At 71.0% G+C, this 16362-nt stretch carries 17 protein-coding genes; 14 read left to right on the top strand and 3 right to left on the bottom strand.

Features of this window, described 5'->3' with window-relative positions; all coding sequences use genetic code 11:
* Nucleotides 1–156 precede the first annotated feature (156 nt).
* The 9 genes from GEV10_28095 to GEV10_28055 all read left to right on the top strand — a co-directional run bounded on the left by GEV10_28095 (nucleotide 157) and on the right by GEV10_28055 (nucleotide 8084).
* Nucleotides 157–1215, top strand: coding sequence for an extracellular solute-binding protein (locus GEV10_28095; protein MQA82279.1), 1059 nt, complete (start codon nucleotides 157–159; stop codon nucleotides 1213–1215).
* Complete coding sequence (locus tag GEV10_28090; protein ID MQA82278.1) at nucleotides 1212–2084, top strand: ABC transporter permease subunit; 873 nt, start codon at nucleotides 1212–1214, stop codon at nucleotides 2082–2084. The genes GEV10_28095 and GEV10_28090 overlap by 4 nt, the downstream gene beginning before the upstream one ends.
* Nucleotides 2081–2869 (top strand): ABC transporter permease subunit, encoded by a 789-nt coding sequence (locus GEV10_28085; protein ID MQA82277.1) that lies wholly within the window; start codon nucleotides 2081–2083, stop codon nucleotides 2867–2869. Before GEV10_28090 ends, GEV10_28085 begins: the two co-directional genes overlap by 4 nt.
* 2 nt (nucleotides 2870–2871) lie before the next feature.
* Entirely contained in the window at nucleotides 2872–3969 is a 1098-nt protein-coding gene (gene potA, locus GEV10_28080; protein ID MQA82276.1) for a polyamine ABC transporter ATP-binding protein, read from the top strand.
* 219 nt (nucleotides 3970–4188) lie between these two features.
* Nucleotides 4189–5079 carry a TetR family transcriptional regulator gene (locus GEV10_28075; protein MQA82275.1) on the top strand — a complete coding sequence of 297 codons (891 nt, stop codon included), beginning with the start codon at nucleotides 4189–4191 and terminating at the stop codon, nucleotides 5077–5079.
* Nucleotides 5076–5963 carry a 3-keto-5-aminohexanoate cleavage protein gene (locus tag GEV10_28070; GenBank protein ID MQA82274.1) on the top strand — a complete coding sequence of 296 codons (888 nt, stop codon included), beginning with the start codon at nucleotides 5076–5078 and terminating at the stop codon, nucleotides 5961–5963. Before GEV10_28075 ends, GEV10_28070 begins: the two co-directional genes overlap by 4 nt.
* On the top strand, nucleotides 5964–6926 hold the full coding sequence (locus GEV10_28065) for an L-carnitine dehydrogenase (GenBank protein MQA82273.1): 963 nt from the start codon (nucleotides 5964–5966) through the stop codon (nucleotides 6924–6926). It begins immediately after the preceding gene.
* Entirely contained in the window at nucleotides 6923–7345 is a 423-nt protein-coding gene (locus GEV10_28060; protein ID MQA82272.1) for a thioesterase, read from the top strand. The genes GEV10_28065 and GEV10_28060 overlap by 4 nt, the downstream gene beginning before the upstream one ends.
* A gap of 10 nt (nucleotides 7346–7355) precedes the next feature.
* On the top strand, nucleotides 7356–8084 hold the full coding sequence (locus GEV10_28055; GenBank protein MQA82271.1) for a hypothetical protein: 729 nt from the start codon (nucleotides 7356–7358) through the stop codon (nucleotides 8082–8084).
* A gap of 12 nt (nucleotides 8085–8096) precedes the next feature.
* Here GEV10_28055 and GEV10_28050 read toward each other — a convergent pair whose 3' ends face one another.
* Complete coding sequence (locus GEV10_28050) at nucleotides 8097–9002, bottom strand: helix-turn-helix domain-containing protein (protein MQA82270.1); 906 nt, start codon at nucleotides 9000–9002, stop codon at nucleotides 8097–8099.
* A gap of 116 nt (nucleotides 9003–9118) precedes the next feature.
* Between GEV10_28050 and GEV10_28045 the strand changes: the two genes are divergently transcribed.
* From GEV10_28045 to GEV10_28025, 5 genes are all read left to right on the top strand, one after another.
* Nucleotides 9119–9538 (top strand): 4-hydroxybenzoyl-CoA thioesterase, encoded by a 420-nt coding sequence (locus GEV10_28045; protein MQA82269.1) that lies wholly within the window; start codon nucleotides 9119–9121, stop codon nucleotides 9536–9538.
* A gap of 10 nt (nucleotides 9539–9548) precedes the next feature.
* Nucleotides 9549–10709, top strand: a complete 1161-nt coding sequence (locus GEV10_28040) for an acyl-CoA dehydrogenase (protein MQA82268.1) — start codon at nucleotides 9549–9551, stop codon at nucleotides 10707–10709.
* 118 nt (nucleotides 10710–10827) lie between these two features.
* Nucleotides 10828–12924 carry a CoA-binding protein gene (locus GEV10_28035; GenBank protein MQA82267.1) on the top strand — a complete coding sequence of 699 codons (2097 nt, stop codon included), beginning with the start codon at nucleotides 10828–10830 and terminating at the stop codon, nucleotides 12922–12924.
* A 10-nt stretch (nucleotides 12925–12934) separates the two neighbouring features.
* Nucleotides 12935–13669 carry a carnitinyl-CoA dehydratase gene (locus GEV10_28030; GenBank protein ID MQA82266.1) on the top strand — a complete coding sequence of 245 codons (735 nt, stop codon included), beginning with the start codon at nucleotides 12935–12937 and terminating at the stop codon, nucleotides 13667–13669.
* Between the two features lie 472 nt (nucleotides 13670–14141).
* A complete protein-coding gene (locus GEV10_28025) occupies nucleotides 14142–15551 on the top strand; it encodes a TIGR01777 family protein (GenBank protein ID MQA82265.1) in 1410 nt (469 codons plus the stop codon).
* Here GEV10_28025 and GEV10_28020 read toward each other — a convergent pair.
* Nucleotides 15509–16024, bottom strand: a complete 516-nt coding sequence (locus tag GEV10_28020; GenBank protein ID MQA82264.1) for a GNAT family N-acetyltransferase — start codon at nucleotides 16022–16024, stop codon at nucleotides 15509–15511. The genes GEV10_28025 and GEV10_28020 overlap by 43 nt on opposite strands.
* 185 nt (nucleotides 16025–16209) lie before the next feature.
* Nucleotides 16210–16362 (bottom strand): DoxX family protein (locus GEV10_28015; protein ID MQA82263.1); only part of this gene is annotated, 153 nt, incomplete at its 5' end.

Raw genomic sequence — 16362 nt, 5'->3', positions numbered from 1 at the left:
TCTTTACGCCGTCCTCCGCGAACTCCAGGCCCTACTCGGCGTCTGGACCGGCGCTTGCCGTCTCTGCCTGCAACCCGTCCTGCCACGCCCACCCACCCCCGCAGACTCGACATAACAAAGTACTACTAGTGTCCTGCGTCGGAAGGATGTGCTGACATGTCCGGGCGCTTCAGCAGGAGGCAGGTGCTCAAGGGCGGCCTGCTCGCCTCCGCCGGCCTCGCGGCCGGGAGCTCGCTGGCGGGATGCGGAGGCGACGACGACGGCGTGGTCTTCGCGAGCTACGGCGGCGCGTACCAGGAGGCGCAGACGAAGGCCTGGGTCGAGCCGTTCATGGAGGCCAACCCGGGGATCAGAGTCGTGCAGGACTCGCCGACCGACTACGCGAAGCTCGAGGCGATGGCGCGGATCGGCAACATCATGTGGGACCTCGTCGACACCGGCGCCGACTACGGGCTCGGGCCCACGACCGACAACCTGGTGAAGCTCGACTGCTCGCGGGTGCCGTGCTCGGAGCTGCAGCCGAAACGGTTGGTCACCACGGGATACCGCGTACCCGTCATCACGTACTCCAACGTCATCGGCTACCGCACCGACAAGTTCGGCGGCAGGAAGCCGAGCACGTACGAGGACTTCTTCGACCTGAAGCGGTTCCCCGGTCCGCGCTCGATCGCGAGCATCGCCAGCAACGGCAGCACGTTCGAGGTCGCCCTGTTGGCCGACGGCGTCCGTCCCCGTGACCTCTACCCGATCGACGTCGACCGTGCGCTGAAGAAGCTCGACACGATCAAGTCGTCGCTCGTGTACTGGGAGACCGGTGAGCAGTCCGCGCAGTTGGTCGCCGACGGGCAGGCGGTCATGGGCACCAGCTGGAACGGGCGCGTCTACGACTACGCCAAGGAGGATGCACCCGTCGACATCATGTGGAGCCAGCATTTCCTCACCGCCGACTACCTGGTGATACCGAAGAACGCCAAGAACGTCGAGGCGGCGACCAGGCTCTGTGCGTACATGGTCGCGGCGGACAACAGCGCGCGGATCTCCGAGTACATCACGTACGGGCCGACGAACATCAACGCGCTCGACAAGGTGAACGACAAGATCCGGCCGTTCCTCGCGACGACCCACCTGAAGACCGCGTTGTCGCTGGACGACGAGTGGTGGGCGGCCAACCTCACCTCCGTGGAGCAGAAGTTCCAGACCTGGAGGTCGGCATGAGCGCACAGGTGGCGGCCGGGCGCAGGACCCCGAGCCGGTGGTCGCGGCTCGGACCCGAGTGGCTGCTCCTCGTGCCGCTGGTGTTCCTCGCGGTCGCGTACCTCGTCCCGCTCGTGCAGATCGGCGTGATGAGCCTGACCGACCCGTCGCCCGCCAACTACGCGAAGCTGACGGAGACGCCGCTGTACCTGCGGTCTCTCTGGACGACGCTGCGGATCTCGTTCGTCGTGATGGCGGTCTGCGTGGTGCTCGGCTACCCGTACGCGTACGTGATGCACATGGGCGGACGCCGCTGGGCCGGCGTGCTGCTGGTGCTCGTGCTCCTGCCGTTCATGTCGAGCCTGCTCGTGCGGAGCTTCGCGTGGACCGCGATCCTCGGCAACCAGGGCGTCGTCAACCAGGTGCTGATGGGGTTCGGCATCGTCGACGAACCGGTCCGGCTGGTGAAGAACACGCTGGGCACGGTGATCGGCATGAGCCACATCCTGTTGCCGTACATGGTGCTGCCGGCGTACGCGACCATGCGGCGCATCGACGAGAGCCTGATGCCGGCCGCGCTCGGGCTCGGTGCGTCGAGGCCGAAGGCGTTCTGGCGGGTGTTCTTCCCGCTCAGCGTGCCCGGTGTCGCCGCGGGCTGCTTCCTCGTCTTCGTGCTGAGCACCGGGTTCTACATCACGCCCGAGCTGCTCGGCGGGCCGAAGAACCAGATGCTCGGGCAGCTGGTCGTGCTGCAGGTGAACCCGCTGCTCCAGTTCGGCGTGGCGAGCGCGGTCGCGATCGTGCTGCTCGTGGTGACGCTCGTCGTCCTCGGCCTCGGCGGTCGCCTCGTCCCCGTCGGCCGCATCGTGGGCTACGAGGAGGACCGATGAGCATCCGTCCGCGCTGGTTCACGTACCTGCTCGCGGCAGTCGTCGGCTTCGTCCTCGTCGCTCCGACGATCGTCGTGGTGGGCATGTCGGTCACCGCCGGTGGCCTGTTGTCGTTCCCGCCCAAGGGATTCAGCCTCCGCTGGTACGACAAGCTCCTCGGCTCGCCCGCCTGGATAGAGGGGATGCTGACGAGCCTGCAGATCGCGGTGCTCACGACGATCCTCGCCACGGTGCTCGGCACGATGGCTGCCGTCGCGATCGTGCGCGGCAGGTTCCGTTTCGCCAGGGCGGTGAACGCGTTCCTGTTCAGCCCGATGATCGTGCCCGTCGTGGTGATCGCGCTGGGGATGTACCTGACGTACGGCCGGGTGCACATCTCGGGCAGCGTCACCGGGCTCGTGGTCGCGCACACGACCCTCGCGATCCCGTTCGTCGTCATCAACGTCGCCGCGGGACTCCGCACGGTCGACTGGGACCTCGTGCTCGCCGCGCGCAGTCTCGGCGCCGGACCGTTGCAGACGTTCATGCGGGTGATCGCGCCGCTCGTGCTGCCGAGCATCCTCGCCGGCGCGCTCTTCGCCTTCATGACGTCGTGGGACGAGCTCGTCATCGCGATCTTCCTCAGCAGCCCGCTGGTGAAGACCCTGCCCGTCGTGATGTGGGAGCAGGTGCGCAGCTACGTCGACCCCACGATCGCCGCGGTCGCGACGATGCTGACCGTCGTCACGATCGTCTCGTTCCTGTTGCTCGCACTCCTGAACCGCCGGCTGAGGAAGGTGTCCTAGCCATGCCAGCACCGGACCGTGACGACGAGGCGCCCGCGCTCGAGCTCGACGGCATCTCCAAGCGTTACGGCGACGCCGTGGCGGTCGACGACGTGTCGTTCTCGTTGCGCAGGAGCGAGTTCCTGACCCTGCTCGGCCCGTCGGGGTCAGGCAAGACGACCACGCTGAAGGTCGTCGCGGGGTTCGAGAGGCCGGACACCGGCGTGGTGCGCGTACGGGGGAACGACGTCACCGGCTACCCGCCGCAGCACCGCAACCTCGGCATGGTGTTCCAGCACTACGCGCTGTTCCCGCACATGACGGTGGAGCAGAACATCGCCTTCCCCCTCGTCATGCGCAAGACCGCGCGGTCGGAGATCCGCAGCCGGGTCGAGGAGGTGCTCGGCCTCGTCCACCTCGAAGGTCTCGGCGGGCGTCACCCGCGGCAGCTCTCCGGTGGGCAGCAGCAACGCGTCGCGCTCGCCCGGGCGATGGTCTTCAGGCCCGAGCTGCTCCTCATGGACGAGCCGCTCGGCGCGCTCGACAAGAAGCTGCGCGAACAGCTCCAGGTCGAGATCATGCGACTGCAGCGCGAGACCGGCATCACCGTCGTGTACGTCACGCACGACCAGGAGGAGGCCCTCCTGATGAGCGACCGGATCGCGATCTACCGCGCCGGACGGATCGAGCAGCTCGGCTACGCCGAGCAGTTGTACGAGAAGCCCGCCTCGGTCTTCGTCGCCGACTTCATCGGCGAGTCCAACATCTTCACCGGCCGGCTCCGCGACGGCTCGCTGACGGCGGACTCGCTGGAGATCCCGGTGCGCAGCGACGGGTCCGTCACGTCCGAGCGGGCGGGTGTGGTCGTGCGTCCTGAGTGGGTGCGCCTGCACGCGGACGACGGAGGTGCCGGCGACGCCGGGGCGGGGACGGTGCGGCTCTCCGGCGTCGTCACCAACGCGCTCTACCTCGGCTCGTCGCGCAAGTACATCGTCACCGTCGACGGCGGCCAGGAGGTCATCGCCCTGTGCCATCCGGGCGAGTCGTGGTCCGACCTCGGCGTGGGCGACCGCGTCGTCGCCCACTGGCGCGTCGCCGACTCCGTCACCGTCCCCGCCTGACCACCCGACCTGACGAAGCGCCGGTCTACCCATCTGCCTCTCCGCGAATGATCACGTTCAGTTGGTGAAGCCGTACCGAACACGGCGTATGGACCGTGGGAAGTGCGTATTCACCCACTGAACGTGATCATTCGCGGAGGGCGGGCAGTCGGGGTCCAGGGTCGGGGCTGGACGTGGCGGGTGTTGCGATTTTCGCAATGCGGGGGTAGCGTCCGGGGCGTGCTGGGGTCGGCGGCGGCGGTGCGTGGGCGGGTGCGCGACGTGCTGGACGCGTACCAGGGGAGCCAGCGTGCGTTCGCCGAGCTGATCGGCCTCGACCCGACGAAGCTGTCGAAGGCGCTGACCGGCACCCGGCGGTTCACGCCGGGCGAGCTCACCCGGGTCGCCGAGGCGGGTGGCGTCACGGTGAACTGGCTCATCAACGGCGCGGACGACGTCGAGACGGTCGCGGCGGTCCCGCGCCGGTCGGCGCGCGCGGGCGCACGACGCGCGAGACCGATGGACGCGGGACGGTACCAGCAGATCCTCGACGCGGCCTGGCATCTCGTCGCGGAGCACGGCTACCACGCCGTCCGGGTCTCGGACGTCGCGCGGGCGTGCGGCACGAGCGCGGCCACGATCCGCTACCACTTCCCCGGCCGCGACGACCTGCTCGTCGAGACGCTGCGGCATTCGGTGCGGCAGGCGTTCGACCGGCAGGTCGCGGAGCTGCACCGCATCGACGACGCGCACCAGCGGCTGCTCCGCCTGGTCGACCTGCAGCTACCCAAGGCCGGACGGCTGCGGCTGGAGTGGTCGATCTGGCTGCAGGTATGGAACGAGAGCGCGTTGCGGCCCGAGCTGCGCGTCCTGCACAGCGACTCGTACGCGCGGTGGCACGACACGATCGCGCGCACGATCCGACAGGGCCAGGACCAGGGCGTGTTCGTCGAGACGGACGCCGAGGAGCTGACGGTGGCGCTGACCGCGCTCGTCGACGGCCTCGGCATCCAGGTACTCGCGGGACGGCCGGGACGTTCGGTACGCCGCATGCGCAAGGTGCTGCTCGACTTCGTCGAGCGCGAGATCGTCAGAGCCCCACGGGCGCGGAAGGGAGAACGAGCATCGTGAACGACGAGGTCATCATCACGGCGGCACTCACCGGGGCGGGTGACACCGTCGGCAGGAGCGAGCACGTTCCCGTCACGCCGGAGGAGATCGCGGCGTCCGCCGTCGATGCGGCGAACGCGGGGGCTGCGGTCGTGCACATCCACGTGCGCGACGTCGAGACCGGCAAGGGGTCACGCGACGTCGCGCTGTACCGCGAGGTCGTCCGCCGTATCAAGGCGTCCGGCGTCGACGTCGTCATCAACCTCACCGCCGGCATGGGCGGCGACCTGTTCATCGACCAGGACGACCCGCTCAAGCCCGTCGACGGCACCGACCTCGTCAACGGTCTCGACCGGCTGCCGCACGTCGAGGAGCTGCTGCCCGACATCTGCACGCTCGACTGCGGCTCGCTCAACTTCGGCGAGGGCAGCCAGCTCTACATCAGCACGCCCGACATGCTCCGTGTCGGCGCGAAGCGCATCCAGGAGCTCGGCGTGAAGCCCGAGCTCGAGATCTTCGACACCGGCCAGCTGTGGTTCGCCTCGAAGCTGGTCGAGGAGGGGCTCATCGACGCGCCGCCGCTGTTCCAGCTGTGCACGGGCATCCCGTACGGCGCGCCCGCCGACGTCGGCGTGCTCCAGGCGATGGTGAACATGCTGCCGCCAGGCGCCAACTGGGCGAGCTTCGCGATCGGCCGCAACCAGATGCCGTGGGTCGCGCAGTCGATGCTCCTCGGCGGCCAGGTGCGGGTGGGGCTCGAGGACAACCTGTACCTGAGCAAGGGGGTCAAGGCGACCAACGCGCAGCTGGTCGAGCGCGCGGTCACGGTCGTCGAGGCCCTCGGTGCGCGCGTCGCGACGCCCGACCAGGCGCGCGAGACGCTCGGCCTGAGGCGGAGGACCTGAGTGGCGGCGCAGACGATTCCGCCCGACCGGGTCCGCCGGGTGGCGTGCGTGGGTGCCGGCGTCATCGGCGGCGGGTGGGTCGCGCACTTCCTTGCACGGGGGTACGACGTCACCGCGTGGGACCCTGCGCCCGACGCCGAGGCGAGGCTGCACAGGCTCGTCGACGCCGCGTGGCCCGCGCTCGTGGAGCTCGGCCTCGCCGGCGGCGCGTCCCGTGAACGGCTCTCGGTCGCCGCCACGCTCGAGGCGGCGGTCGCCGACGCGGAGTTCGTCCAGGAGAGCGCACCCGAGGATCTCGAGGTGAAGCGCGACCTGCTCGCCCGTCTCGACGCGGCGACGCCGGCGGGTGTCGTCGTGGCGTCGTCGACGTCCGGCTATGGCATGACCGAGATGCAGGTCGGCTGTGGCACACCGCAGCGGCTCGTGGTCGGGCATCCGTTCAACCCGCCGTACCTCGTCCCGCTCGTCGAGGTCGTCGGCGGGGAGCGGACGGAGCGTTGGGCCGTCGAGTGGGCCGAGGCGTTCTACCGGCACGCGGGCAAGTCGGTGATCACGCTCGACCGCGAGGTGCCGGGATTCGTCGCCAACCGGCTGCAGGAGGCGATCTGGCGCGAGGCACTGCACATGGTCGCGAACGGCGAGGCGACCGTCGCGCAGATCGACGCCTCGATCACTGAAGGGCCCGGCCTGCGCTGGCCGTTGCTCGGGCCGTGCCTCACGTTCCACCTCGCCGGCGGCGAGGGCGGCATGGCGCACATGCTCGACCACTTCGGTCCTTCGCTGCGGTCGCCCTGGACGCGCCTGACCGCGCCCGACCTCACCGAGGAGCTGCGCGAGCGCATGGTCGACGGTTGCGAGGCGGCGGCCGGCGGACGATCCGTCGCCGAGCTGGTGGCGCAGCGCGACCGCGCGCTCATCGCCGTGATGCGCGCCGTCGAGGGCGTACGCGGGGGAGCGGCGTGAGGGTCCGTGTCCGGCCGGAGTGGATCGACTACAACGGCCACCTGAGCGAGGCGTACTACGTGCTCGCGTTCGGCTTCGCCACCGACGCGCTGATGGACCGGGTCGGTCTCGACGAGACGTACCGCGCGCGTACGGGGTGCTCGCTGTACACGGTCGAAGCGCACGTCCGCTACCTCGACGAGGTGGGTGCCGGCGCCGAGCTCGCGATCGCGACCACGGTGGTCGGGGCCGGCGCGAAGAAGCTGCACCTGTGCCACGAGATGGCGGTCGCGGCCACGGTCGTCGCGACGGAGGAGATCCTGGCGCTGCACGTCGGTGAGGGGAGGGCCGTGCCCTTCCCTGCGGAGGTCGCGGAACGTCTCGCGCCCCTGGTCGAGCCGCCGCCCTCGTACGCCGGACGCGCGATCACTGACCCATAGGGTGTGGCCAATGGACGTCGTGACCTTCGCCGAGCGCCCGGACCTCCACGACGAGGCGCGCGAGTTGCTCCGGGCGAAATGGCCGGAGTTCATCTTCCACGACGCGGTCACGCACGCGTATCTGCCGCGCGTCGAGAGGTACTTCGCGCGCTACGACGTGCTGCTGCTCGACGAAGGCCGGGTCGTGGCCGGCGGCTGGGGCGTGCCGTTGCGCTGGGACGGCACCGTCGAGGATCTCCCCGAGGGCTACGACGGGTCGCTCGTCCGGTCGGTCGACGATCACGAGGCGGGTGTCGAGCCCACCACGTTGAGTTTCATGGCCGCGGTGGTCGGCGACGGCGTAGCGAGGCGGGGCGTCGCCCGCGAGGCGCTCACCGCGCTGCGCGACCGCGCGACCGCCGACGGGCTCGCCCACGTCATCGCGCCGCTGCGCCCGACGCTCAAGCCGCGTTACCCGCTCACGCCGATGACGACGTTCGCCACCTGGACGCGCGACGACGGGCTGTCGATCGACCCGTGGATCCGTACGCACCAGCGCATGGGCGCGCAGGTGCTCGGGCCGGCACACCGGTCCATGGTCATCACCGGCACCGTCGCCGAGTGGGAGACGTGGACCGGCATGCTCTTCCCCGAGACCGGCCGGTACGTCGTGCCAGACGCGTTGGATCTCCTCGACGTCGACAGGGAGTCGGACACCGCGACGTACGTCGAGGAGAACCTCTGGGTGCGGCATCTGTGAGGGCCGTGCGGGTCAGCCCGTCGGGTTCTCGGCGGCAATCTCGGTGGCCGCCTGCCGGACCAGGTCACCGAGCTCGGCGAACCGTTGCTCGGGCACGCCGTCGCGCATGCCCCAGACGCTGACCACGGCGTACGGGCGCTCGCCGGTGTCGAGGACGGGCGCCGCGATGCCGTACAGGTGCTGCTCCATCTCGCCGACGCTCACGCTGTAGCCCTGCGCGCGGATCGACGCGAGCTCGGTGCGCAGTGCCCTTCGGTCGGTGCGGGTCATCTCGGTGTACGCGGCGAGCGGCCCGGTGAGCAACGCCTCGATCTCGTCGTCGGGCAACCAGGCCAGCAGCGCCTTGCCCGCGGAGGTGGCGTGGATGGGTATCTGGTGCCCGATCCAGCGGGCGGAGAGCACGACGGGCGGGGTCACCTCGTCGACGTACGTCAGCTCGCCGCGGTGGGGGACGGCGAGGTTGGTGGTCTCGCCGGTGTCGTGGCAGAGCCGTTCGAGCACGTCGTGCGCCCGTCTGACGAGTCCCTCGACGCCCGCCGTGGTGGCGAGGCGGCTCACCGAGAAGCCGATGGTGTAGCGGTTGGTGAGCGGGTCGCGCTCGACCATCGCGTGGTGCTCGAGCGTCGCGAGCAGCCGCCAGGCCGTCGCGCGGTTCAGCTCGCAGGTGACGGCGAGCTCCGCCGCGGTGCAGCCCTCGGCCGCTCCGGCGCCGATCGCGTTGAGCAGGGCGATCGCGCGGTCGACGGACTGGACCCTGCCGGACGCCCGCGGCGAGTCCTGGTCGTCCGGCTCCCTGGCGGCCAACACGTCGACCTCACTTCCGTCTCGGGTTGCGTCGACTCTAGGCCATCGAGGGGGCGTTGCAGCTGTCGTCACCCCCGCTTGACGGTGCTCGGATCCCTGTCTAGCGTCATGCATTGCGAACAAGCATCGCATATTATGAGACATCAGGAGTCCGGGTGGCCGAGCTCGCCGCTCCGTTGCGGCTGTACGACACGACCGTCAGCGCGCGCTGGGTCGACTACAACCGGCACATGAGCGAGTCGGCGTACCTGCTCGTGTTCGGCGACAACGCCGACGCCTTCTTCCGCCACGTCGGCGTCGACGACGCGTACCGTGCGGCCGGCGCGTCGCTCTACACGGTGGAGACCCACCTGCACCACCACCGCGAGGTGGTCGAGGGCGAGCCGCTCGCGCTGAGCCTGCTGCTGCTCGACCACGACGCGAAGCGGCTGCACCTCTTCCACGAGATGCGGCACGGTACGAGCGGCGCGCTGCTGGCGACGGCGGAGCAGCTGCTCGTGCACGTCGACACGGCGGCGGGTCGGTCGGCGCCGATGCCCGACGACCTGCACGCACGTGTCGCCGCGGTGTGCCACGCCCACGCCGGGATCCCGCGGCCCGAGGCGGTGGGTCGGCCGATCGCCATGCCCGTACGCACGCCAGGACCCTGAGGAGCGCCCCGTGGACTTCGCACTCACCGACGAGCAGCGGATGATCGTCGAGACCGTCCGTCGGTTCGTGACCACCGAGCTCGAGCCGTACGAGGACGAGGTCGAGCGTCTGGACGACGTGCCGGCCGACGTTGCCGACCGGATCCGTAAGAGGGCGCTCGACGCCGGCATCTACGCGGCGAACATGCCCGCCGAGATCGGGGGCGGCGGCCTCGACGCGACGGGCATGGTCCTCGTCGAGCGCGAGCTCGGGCGATCGAGCTGGGCGCTGCAGTCGCTGGTGGCGCGACCGAGCAACATCCTGCTGGCGTGCGAGGGGGAGCAGCGCGAGCGCTACCTGCTGCCCGCGGTGCGCGGCGACCGGCACGACTGCCTCGCCATGACCGAGCCGGGTGCCGGCTCCGACGTCCGCTCGATGACGACCCGTGCCGTACGCGACGGCGACGACTACGTGCTCGACGGCGCCAAGCACTTCATCAGCCACGCCGACGTCGCCGACTTCGTCATCGTGTTCGCGGCGACGGGAACCGAGGAGACCTCTCGGGGCCCGCGCAGCAGCATCACCGGGTTCCTCGTCGACACCGACGCCTCGGGTCTCACCGTCACACGTGGGTCGTCGTGTGTCTCGCACCGCGGGTACCACCAGTGCGAGCTGTCGTTCACCGGCTGCCGGATCCCGGCCGGGCAGCGGCTCGGCGCGGAGGGCGCCGGCTTCGAGTTGATGAACGAGTGGCTCGGGGCGAGCCGCCTCAGTGTCGCGGCGACCAGCGTCGGGCGGGGCCGCCGGGTACTCGAGCTGGCGACACGGTGGGCGGCGGAGCGCGAGCAGTTCGGTCGACCGATCGGTCGCTTCCAGGGGGTGGGCTTCCCGCTGGCCGACATGGCGACCGAGCTGGAGGCCGCGGAGCTGCTGACGTTCCAGGCGGCCTGGAAGCTCGACCAGGGCACCATGACCGACCGCGACGCGGCGATGGCGAAGCTGTACGCGTCCGAGGCGCTCGGTCGGATCACCGACCGCGCGGTGCAGGTCTTCGGCGGCATGGGCCTGATGGCCGACATGCCGATCGAGCGGTTCTGGCGTGACGCACGAGTCGAGCGCATCTGGGACGGCACCAGCGAGATCCAGCGGCACATCATCTCCCGGTCCCTCCTCCGCCCGCTGGGTGCCTAGGTGAACCCGTCGTGACTGTGTTCCCCGCCGCCCTCCGCCGCTCCGCTCCTCGCTCGGTGGTTGTGTGGAAGCGGGGCGCGCTCCGAACCGCTGCGATGCTCGCTCTGGAGGTCGGCTCGTGACCACCCGCGACCATCTCCGCCGGCTGCTCGCGCCACGGCATATCGCCGTCGTCGGCGGGACGGCCGCTGAGGAGGCGATCCGGCAGTCGCGGCTGATCGGCTTCGAGGGTGAGATCTGGCCGGTCCACCCGCGGCGCGAGACGCTGTCCGGCCTGCCGTGCTTCCCCGACGTCGACGCGCTGCCGGAGGCGCCGGACGCCGCGTTCGTCGCCGTCCCGCGCGAGGCGACGGTCGGCGTCGTCTCCGCGCTGGCGGCCCGTGGCGCGGGTGGGGTCGTCTGCCACGCGTCCGGGTTCGCCGAGCACGGACCCGCGGGTGAGGCGCTGCAGCGGGCGCTCGTCGACGCCGCGGGTGACATGGCGCTGATCGGGCCGAACTGCATGGGCATGCTCAACTACCTCGACGGCGCCGCGCTGTGGTCGGAGCAGCACGGCGGGCACCGGGTCGATCGCGGAGTCGCCGTCATCACCCAGAGCGGCAACCTCGGCCAGAACCTCACGATGCAGCGCCGGTCGCTGCCGCTCGCGCAGCTCGTGACGGTCGGCAACGGCGCCGTGACCGGCGTTCCCGACCTGATGGCGGCGATGCTCGACGACCCGCGCATCACCGCGATCGGGCTGCACCTGGAGGGCATCGCCGACACCGCGGCGTTCTCCCGCGTCTGCCTCGAGGCGCTACACCGGCAGGTGCCGGTCATCGCGCTGAAGTCGGGCACGTCGCAGCTCGGCGCGCGGGTGAACCTCAGCCACACCAGCGCGCTGTCCGGCTCCGATACCCTCTGGGACGCGTTGTTCCGGCGGCTCGGCATCGCGCGTGTACGGCAGGTCGGCACGTTCATCGAGACGTTGAAGTTCCTGCACGTGCACGGCGGGCTCGCCGGTCCGCGCATCGCGTCCGCCAGCTGCTCCGGCGGCGAGGCCGCGCTCGTGGCCGACCTGGCACACGAGCGCGGCGTCGAGCTGCCGGCGTTCCCCGAGGCGGCGGAGGGGCGGCTGCGTGAGGTGCTCGGCGACCGCGTGCACGTCGCGAACCCGCTCGATTACCACACCTACATCTGGGGCGACGAGCGCGCGATGACCGAATGCTTCGCGGCCGTGCTGTCCGCGGACTTCGACTCGCACCTGCTCGTGCTCGACTATCCGCGGGACGACCGGTGCCTGCCGCGCCCGTGGCAGACGACGGTCGACGCGTTCGTCGCCGCGCGCCGGCGGACGTCCGCGCCGGCGTGCGTCGTCAGCCTGCTGCCCGAAGGTCTTCCCGAACCAGTGGGAGAGGCGTTGCTGCGCGAGGACATCGCGCCGATGCAGGGCATGGCGGACTGCCTCGACGCCGTCGCGTCGGCGTGGACGATCGGCGCGGCACAACGGTCGGCAGCCGCGATCGCGCCGCTCGACCCGCCGGCGGGTGGCGTCACCGCCGACCCGCCGGTGCAGCTCGACGAGTGGAGCGGCAAGCAGGCGCTCGCGGCGTACGGCCTGCGCGTTCCCGACGGCCGGATCGTCGCGGCGGACACCGCGACGGAGGCGGCCGCGGAGCTCGGCTACCCCGTGGTGGTGAAGACCCTGTCGCCGTCGATCGCGCACAAGACCGACGTGGGCGGCGTGCGGCTGCGGTTGACCCGCGGCCGGCAGGTGCGGGCGGCGGTCGCGGCGATGGCCGACCTCGGTGACCGGTTCCTCGTCGAACGCATGGTCGGCGGGTCGCTCGCGGAGCTGATCGTCGGCGTGCACCGCGACGCGCAGTTCGGGCTGGCTCTGACGATCGGCGCCGGGGGTGAGCTGGTGGAGCTCGTCCGCGACGTGGCGACATTGCTGCTTCCGGTGAGCCGCGAGGAGATCGAGGCGGCCCTGCGCTCGTTGCGGATCTGGCCGCTGCTCGCCGGCTACCGCGGCCGTCCCGCAGCGGACGTCGACGCGGTGGTCGACGCCGTCGTCGCCGTGGCAGCGTACGCGCGGGCGCACCAGAGCCACCTGGTCGAGCTCGACGTCAACCCGCTGCTCGTCCTGCCGACATCGCACGGTGCCGTCGCGGTCGACGTCCTCGTACGGCTCGCCGAGGACACGTCGGCGTCGCTGCACCCGTGCGCGTCGTAGGGAGGTGCCGGTGTCGGACGCAGTGAGGGTCGAGGTCGACGAGGGCGTTCTCCTCGTCACGCTCGACCGGCCGAAGGCGAACGCGATCGACGTGGCGACGAGCCTGGCGCTGTACGAGGCGTTCGTGCGCCTGCGCGACGACGACGCGTTGCGCGTGGGCGTGGTGACCGGTGCGGGCGAACGGTTCTTCTCCGCCGGCTGGGACCTCAAGGCCGCGGCGGCGGGGGAGGCGGTGGACGCCGACCACGGACCCGGCGGCTTCGCGGGCCTGACGGAGCTCTTCGACCTGAACAAGCCGGTGATCGCGGCGGTGAACGGGCTCGCGCTGGGTGGCGGCTTCGAGCTCGTCCTCGCCGCCGACCTGGTGGTGGCGGCCTCGCACGCGGAGTTCGCGCTGCCGGAGGTGACGCTCGGGCTCATCCCGGATGCGGGAGGCGTGCTGCGGCTGCCCCGGCGGCTGCCGGCCGCGGTGGCGACCGAGATGCTGCTGACGGGGCGGCGGATGCCGGCGGAGGAGGCGCGGTCGTGGGGGCTGGTGAACTCCGTGGTGTCGGCCGCCTCCCTGAGGGACTCGGCGCTCGCGTTGGCACGGACCGTGGGGTCTTGGTCTCCTGCGGCGGTGGCTGCGGTGTTGTCGGTCTCTCGGGTGGCGTCTGCTGTCGGAGTGCGTGACGGGTATGCCGCTATGCGGGCGTCTCCGGTTTATCGAGCGTTCCTGGCGTCGGTCGCGGAGTTTGGTTCCTGACCGGGGCGAGTTGTCAGTCGTCCCATCGCCGCTGGTGCGGCGGTCCCGGGCGGGTGACAAGGGTGGACCCCGGTCGTGGTGTCGGTCGCTTCGCGGCCGCAACCCGTGAGGGGCACCCTCACCGTGTCGGGGCATGGTGAGGGTGCCGTTCACGGGTGCGCTGCGAGGGTCGTCGGCGGAGCTTCACCTCACGGACGTGGACTTCACCTCGTCCCGGCACGAGGTGAAGTCCACGTTGATCACGTGCACGTGATCAAACGGTGCGGGCGGCGAGCCTGGCAGGCGTCGCCATAGCCACGCCTGCCACTGACAACTCGCTCTCCAATTGCGCGACTGCGGCTCGGCGGCGGGTGGGAGACTGCGGCCCATGGACGTCGATCTCACCCGACACACCTGACGGTCGGCGTACCGGCGTCGGCCGTGTCGGGCGGGCTGAACCGGGTAGCGAGAACCGTAAGGGTGGTGGTCAGGCATGGGACTGGTGTTCAGCAGTGAGGTGCGCGCGCCGTTGGCGGAGGTCTACGCCTGGCACGAGCGGCCCGGTGCGTTGGCGCGGCTCTCGCCGCCGTGGCTGCCGTTGCGCATACGGTCCGAGGCCGAGAGCCTGCGCGACGGGCGCGCGGTGCTCGCCCTGCCTGGTGGGTATCCGCTGGTGGCGCGCCACTCCGGGTACGACCCGCCGCACCGGTTCGTCGACGAGCTGACGACGTCGCCGGTGCCATGGCGGCACACCCACGAGTTCAGCGCGGTGAGTGCGGACACGACGCGGATGACCGACACCGTCGAGACGCCGCTGCCGTCGGCGCTGCTGCGCGGCATGTTCACGTACCGGCACCGGCAGCTCGCCGCCGACCTCGCCGCGCACCGGTGGGCCGCCGGGCTCCTCGACCGGTCGCTGTCGCAGGACCGCCGGAGGCGATCAGCACTGACCGTGGCGGTGACGGGCTCGTCGGGTCTGGTCGGCTCCGCGTTGTGCGCGTTGCTGACGACGGGCGGGCACCGCGTCGTCAGGCTGGTGCGCCGGGAGGCGCGGAACGCCGACGAGCGGAGCTGGAACCCCGGGCGTCCGGCCTCCGGCATGCTCGCCGGTGTCGACGCGGTCGTCCACCTCGCCGGCGCCACCATCGCTGGGCGCTTCACCGCCGAGCACAAGCGGGAGGTCAGGGACAGTCGTCTCGGTCCCACACGCGCGCTCGCCGAGCTCGCAGGCGCGACGGTCGACGGGCCGCGGACGTTCGTCACGGCATCCGCGATCGGCTACTACGGGGCCGACCGCGGTGACGAACCACTCGTCGAGGACAGCGATCCGGGCGACGGCTTCCTCGCCGAGGTCGTGACGGCGTGGGAGCAGGCCGCCGCGCCCGCCGCTGACGCCGGCCTGCGGACCGTCGTGGTCCGTACGGGACTGGTGCAGAGCCCGGCGGGTGGCCAGTTGCGGGCGATGCTGCCGCTGTTCGTCGCGGGTCTCGGTGGACGCCTCGGGTCCGGGCGTCAGTGGATGTCGTGGATCGGCATCGACGATCTCGTCGACGTCTACCTCCGCGCGATCGTCGACGACACGCTCGCCGGGCCGGTGAACGCCGTCGCTCCCGAACCGATGCGCAACACCGAGTACACCCGGGTGCTCGCCCGCGTCCTGCGCCGGCCCGCGCTGATCCCCGTCCCCGCGTTCGGGCCGCGACTGATCCTCGGCACCGAGGGCGCGGCCGAGATCGCCGAGGCGAGCCAGCGCGTCCTGCCCGGCGTGCTCAGCAGGCTGGGCCACCGCTACCGCCACGACGACCTCGCCGCCGCTCTCGGCCACGTCCTCGGCCGCGAAGCCGGGCAGTGCGTACGGGATCAGCGCGCGGGCGGGCGCGCCTCGTCGCGGAGCAGTCCGTAGACGAGCACGTCGGAGTAGTTCCCACGGATGAACGACCGGCTGCGCAGGACGCCCTCGCGCTGGAACCCGAGCTTCTCCAGGGAACGCTGCTCGGCCACGTTCTCGCCGTTCGTCAACGCCTCGACCCGGTTCGCGGTCGTGTGGTCGAAGATGTAGTCGACCAGTAGGCGCTGGGCCGTCGTACCGAGCCCGCGACCGCGGTGCTCGGGAACCAACGCGATCCCGATCTCGTAGGTGACGCCCCTGGGGACACCGCGGCCCTCGGACTTCCACAAGGCGATGCCCGCGACCTGGTCGTCTCCGACGTCGATCGCGACCGTCCCCGAGGTGGCACCGATGTAGCCGTCCTCCTCCCAGCGACGCCGGTGGGTGCGCACGTCCGTGAAGCCCGGCCACTCGAACGTGCCGAGCGCCTCGGGATCGCTGCTGAGGCGGTCGAGAAACGGCAGGTCCTCCTCGCGGAAGGCGCGCAGCACGGGTCCGTCGGTCACGGTGATGTCCTCTCGTCCGACCGGACGGTCACGTCCGGGCATCCCGCCAGGGTGCCGATGGAGCGTACGACGCGTCGCGAGCAGACCACGCCGGGACGGCGAGACGCCCGTCCCGGGTCGTGCCCGGGACGGGCGTCTGCACCGTGGAACCCTCGTGGGTCGCCTGGTCACCGGGTGGCGGTGAACCGGGCGCCGAGTGTCTTGGCGGCGATGACGAGGCCGGCGCCGATCAGGACGATGTCTTTGATGACGTACTGGCCGGTGAGGGTGGGGTAGCCGGGGAACATGTCGCCGAAGAACAGCACGAGTGGGGACATGAT

The organism is Streptosporangiales bacterium (genome assembly GCA_009379955.1).
Taxonomy (GTDB): Bacteria; Actinomycetota; Actinomycetes; order Streptosporangiales; family WHST01; genus WHST01.
This window is presented reverse-complemented; position numbering and strand designations above follow the sequence as displayed.

Bases quoted from the DNA above. Each gene is read 5' to 3' on its own strand.
- GEV10_28095 (MQA82279.1), top strand. From the start codon at position 157: ATGTCCGGGCGCTTCAGCAGGAGGCAGGTGCTCAAGGGCGGCCTGCTC.
- GEV10_28090 (MQA82278.1), top strand. From the start codon at position 1,212: ATGAGCGCACAGGTGGCGGCCGGGCGCAGGACCCCGAGCCGGTGGTCG.
- GEV10_28085 (MQA82277.1), top strand. From the start codon at position 2,081: ATGAGCATCCGTCCGCGCTGGTTCACGTACCTGCTCGCGGCAGTCGTC.
- potA (MQA82276.1), top strand. From the start codon at position 2,872: ATGCCAGCACCGGACCGTGACGACGAGGCGCCCGCGCTCGAGCTCGAC.
- GEV10_28055 (MQA82271.1), top strand. From the start codon at position 7,356: ATGGACGTCGTGACCTTCGCCGAGCGCCCGGACCTCCACGACGAGGCG.
- GEV10_28050 (MQA82270.1), bottom strand. From the start codon at position 9,002: ATGCATGACGCTAGACAGGGATCCGAGCACCGTCAAGCGGGGGTGACG.
- GEV10_28045 (MQA82269.1), top strand. From the start codon at position 9,119: ATGAGCGAGTCGGCGTACCTGCTCGTGTTCGGCGACAACGCCGACGCC.
- GEV10_28025 (MQA82265.1), top strand. From the start codon at position 14,142: ATGGGACTGGTGTTCAGCAGTGAGGTGCGCGCGCCGTTGGCGGAGGTC.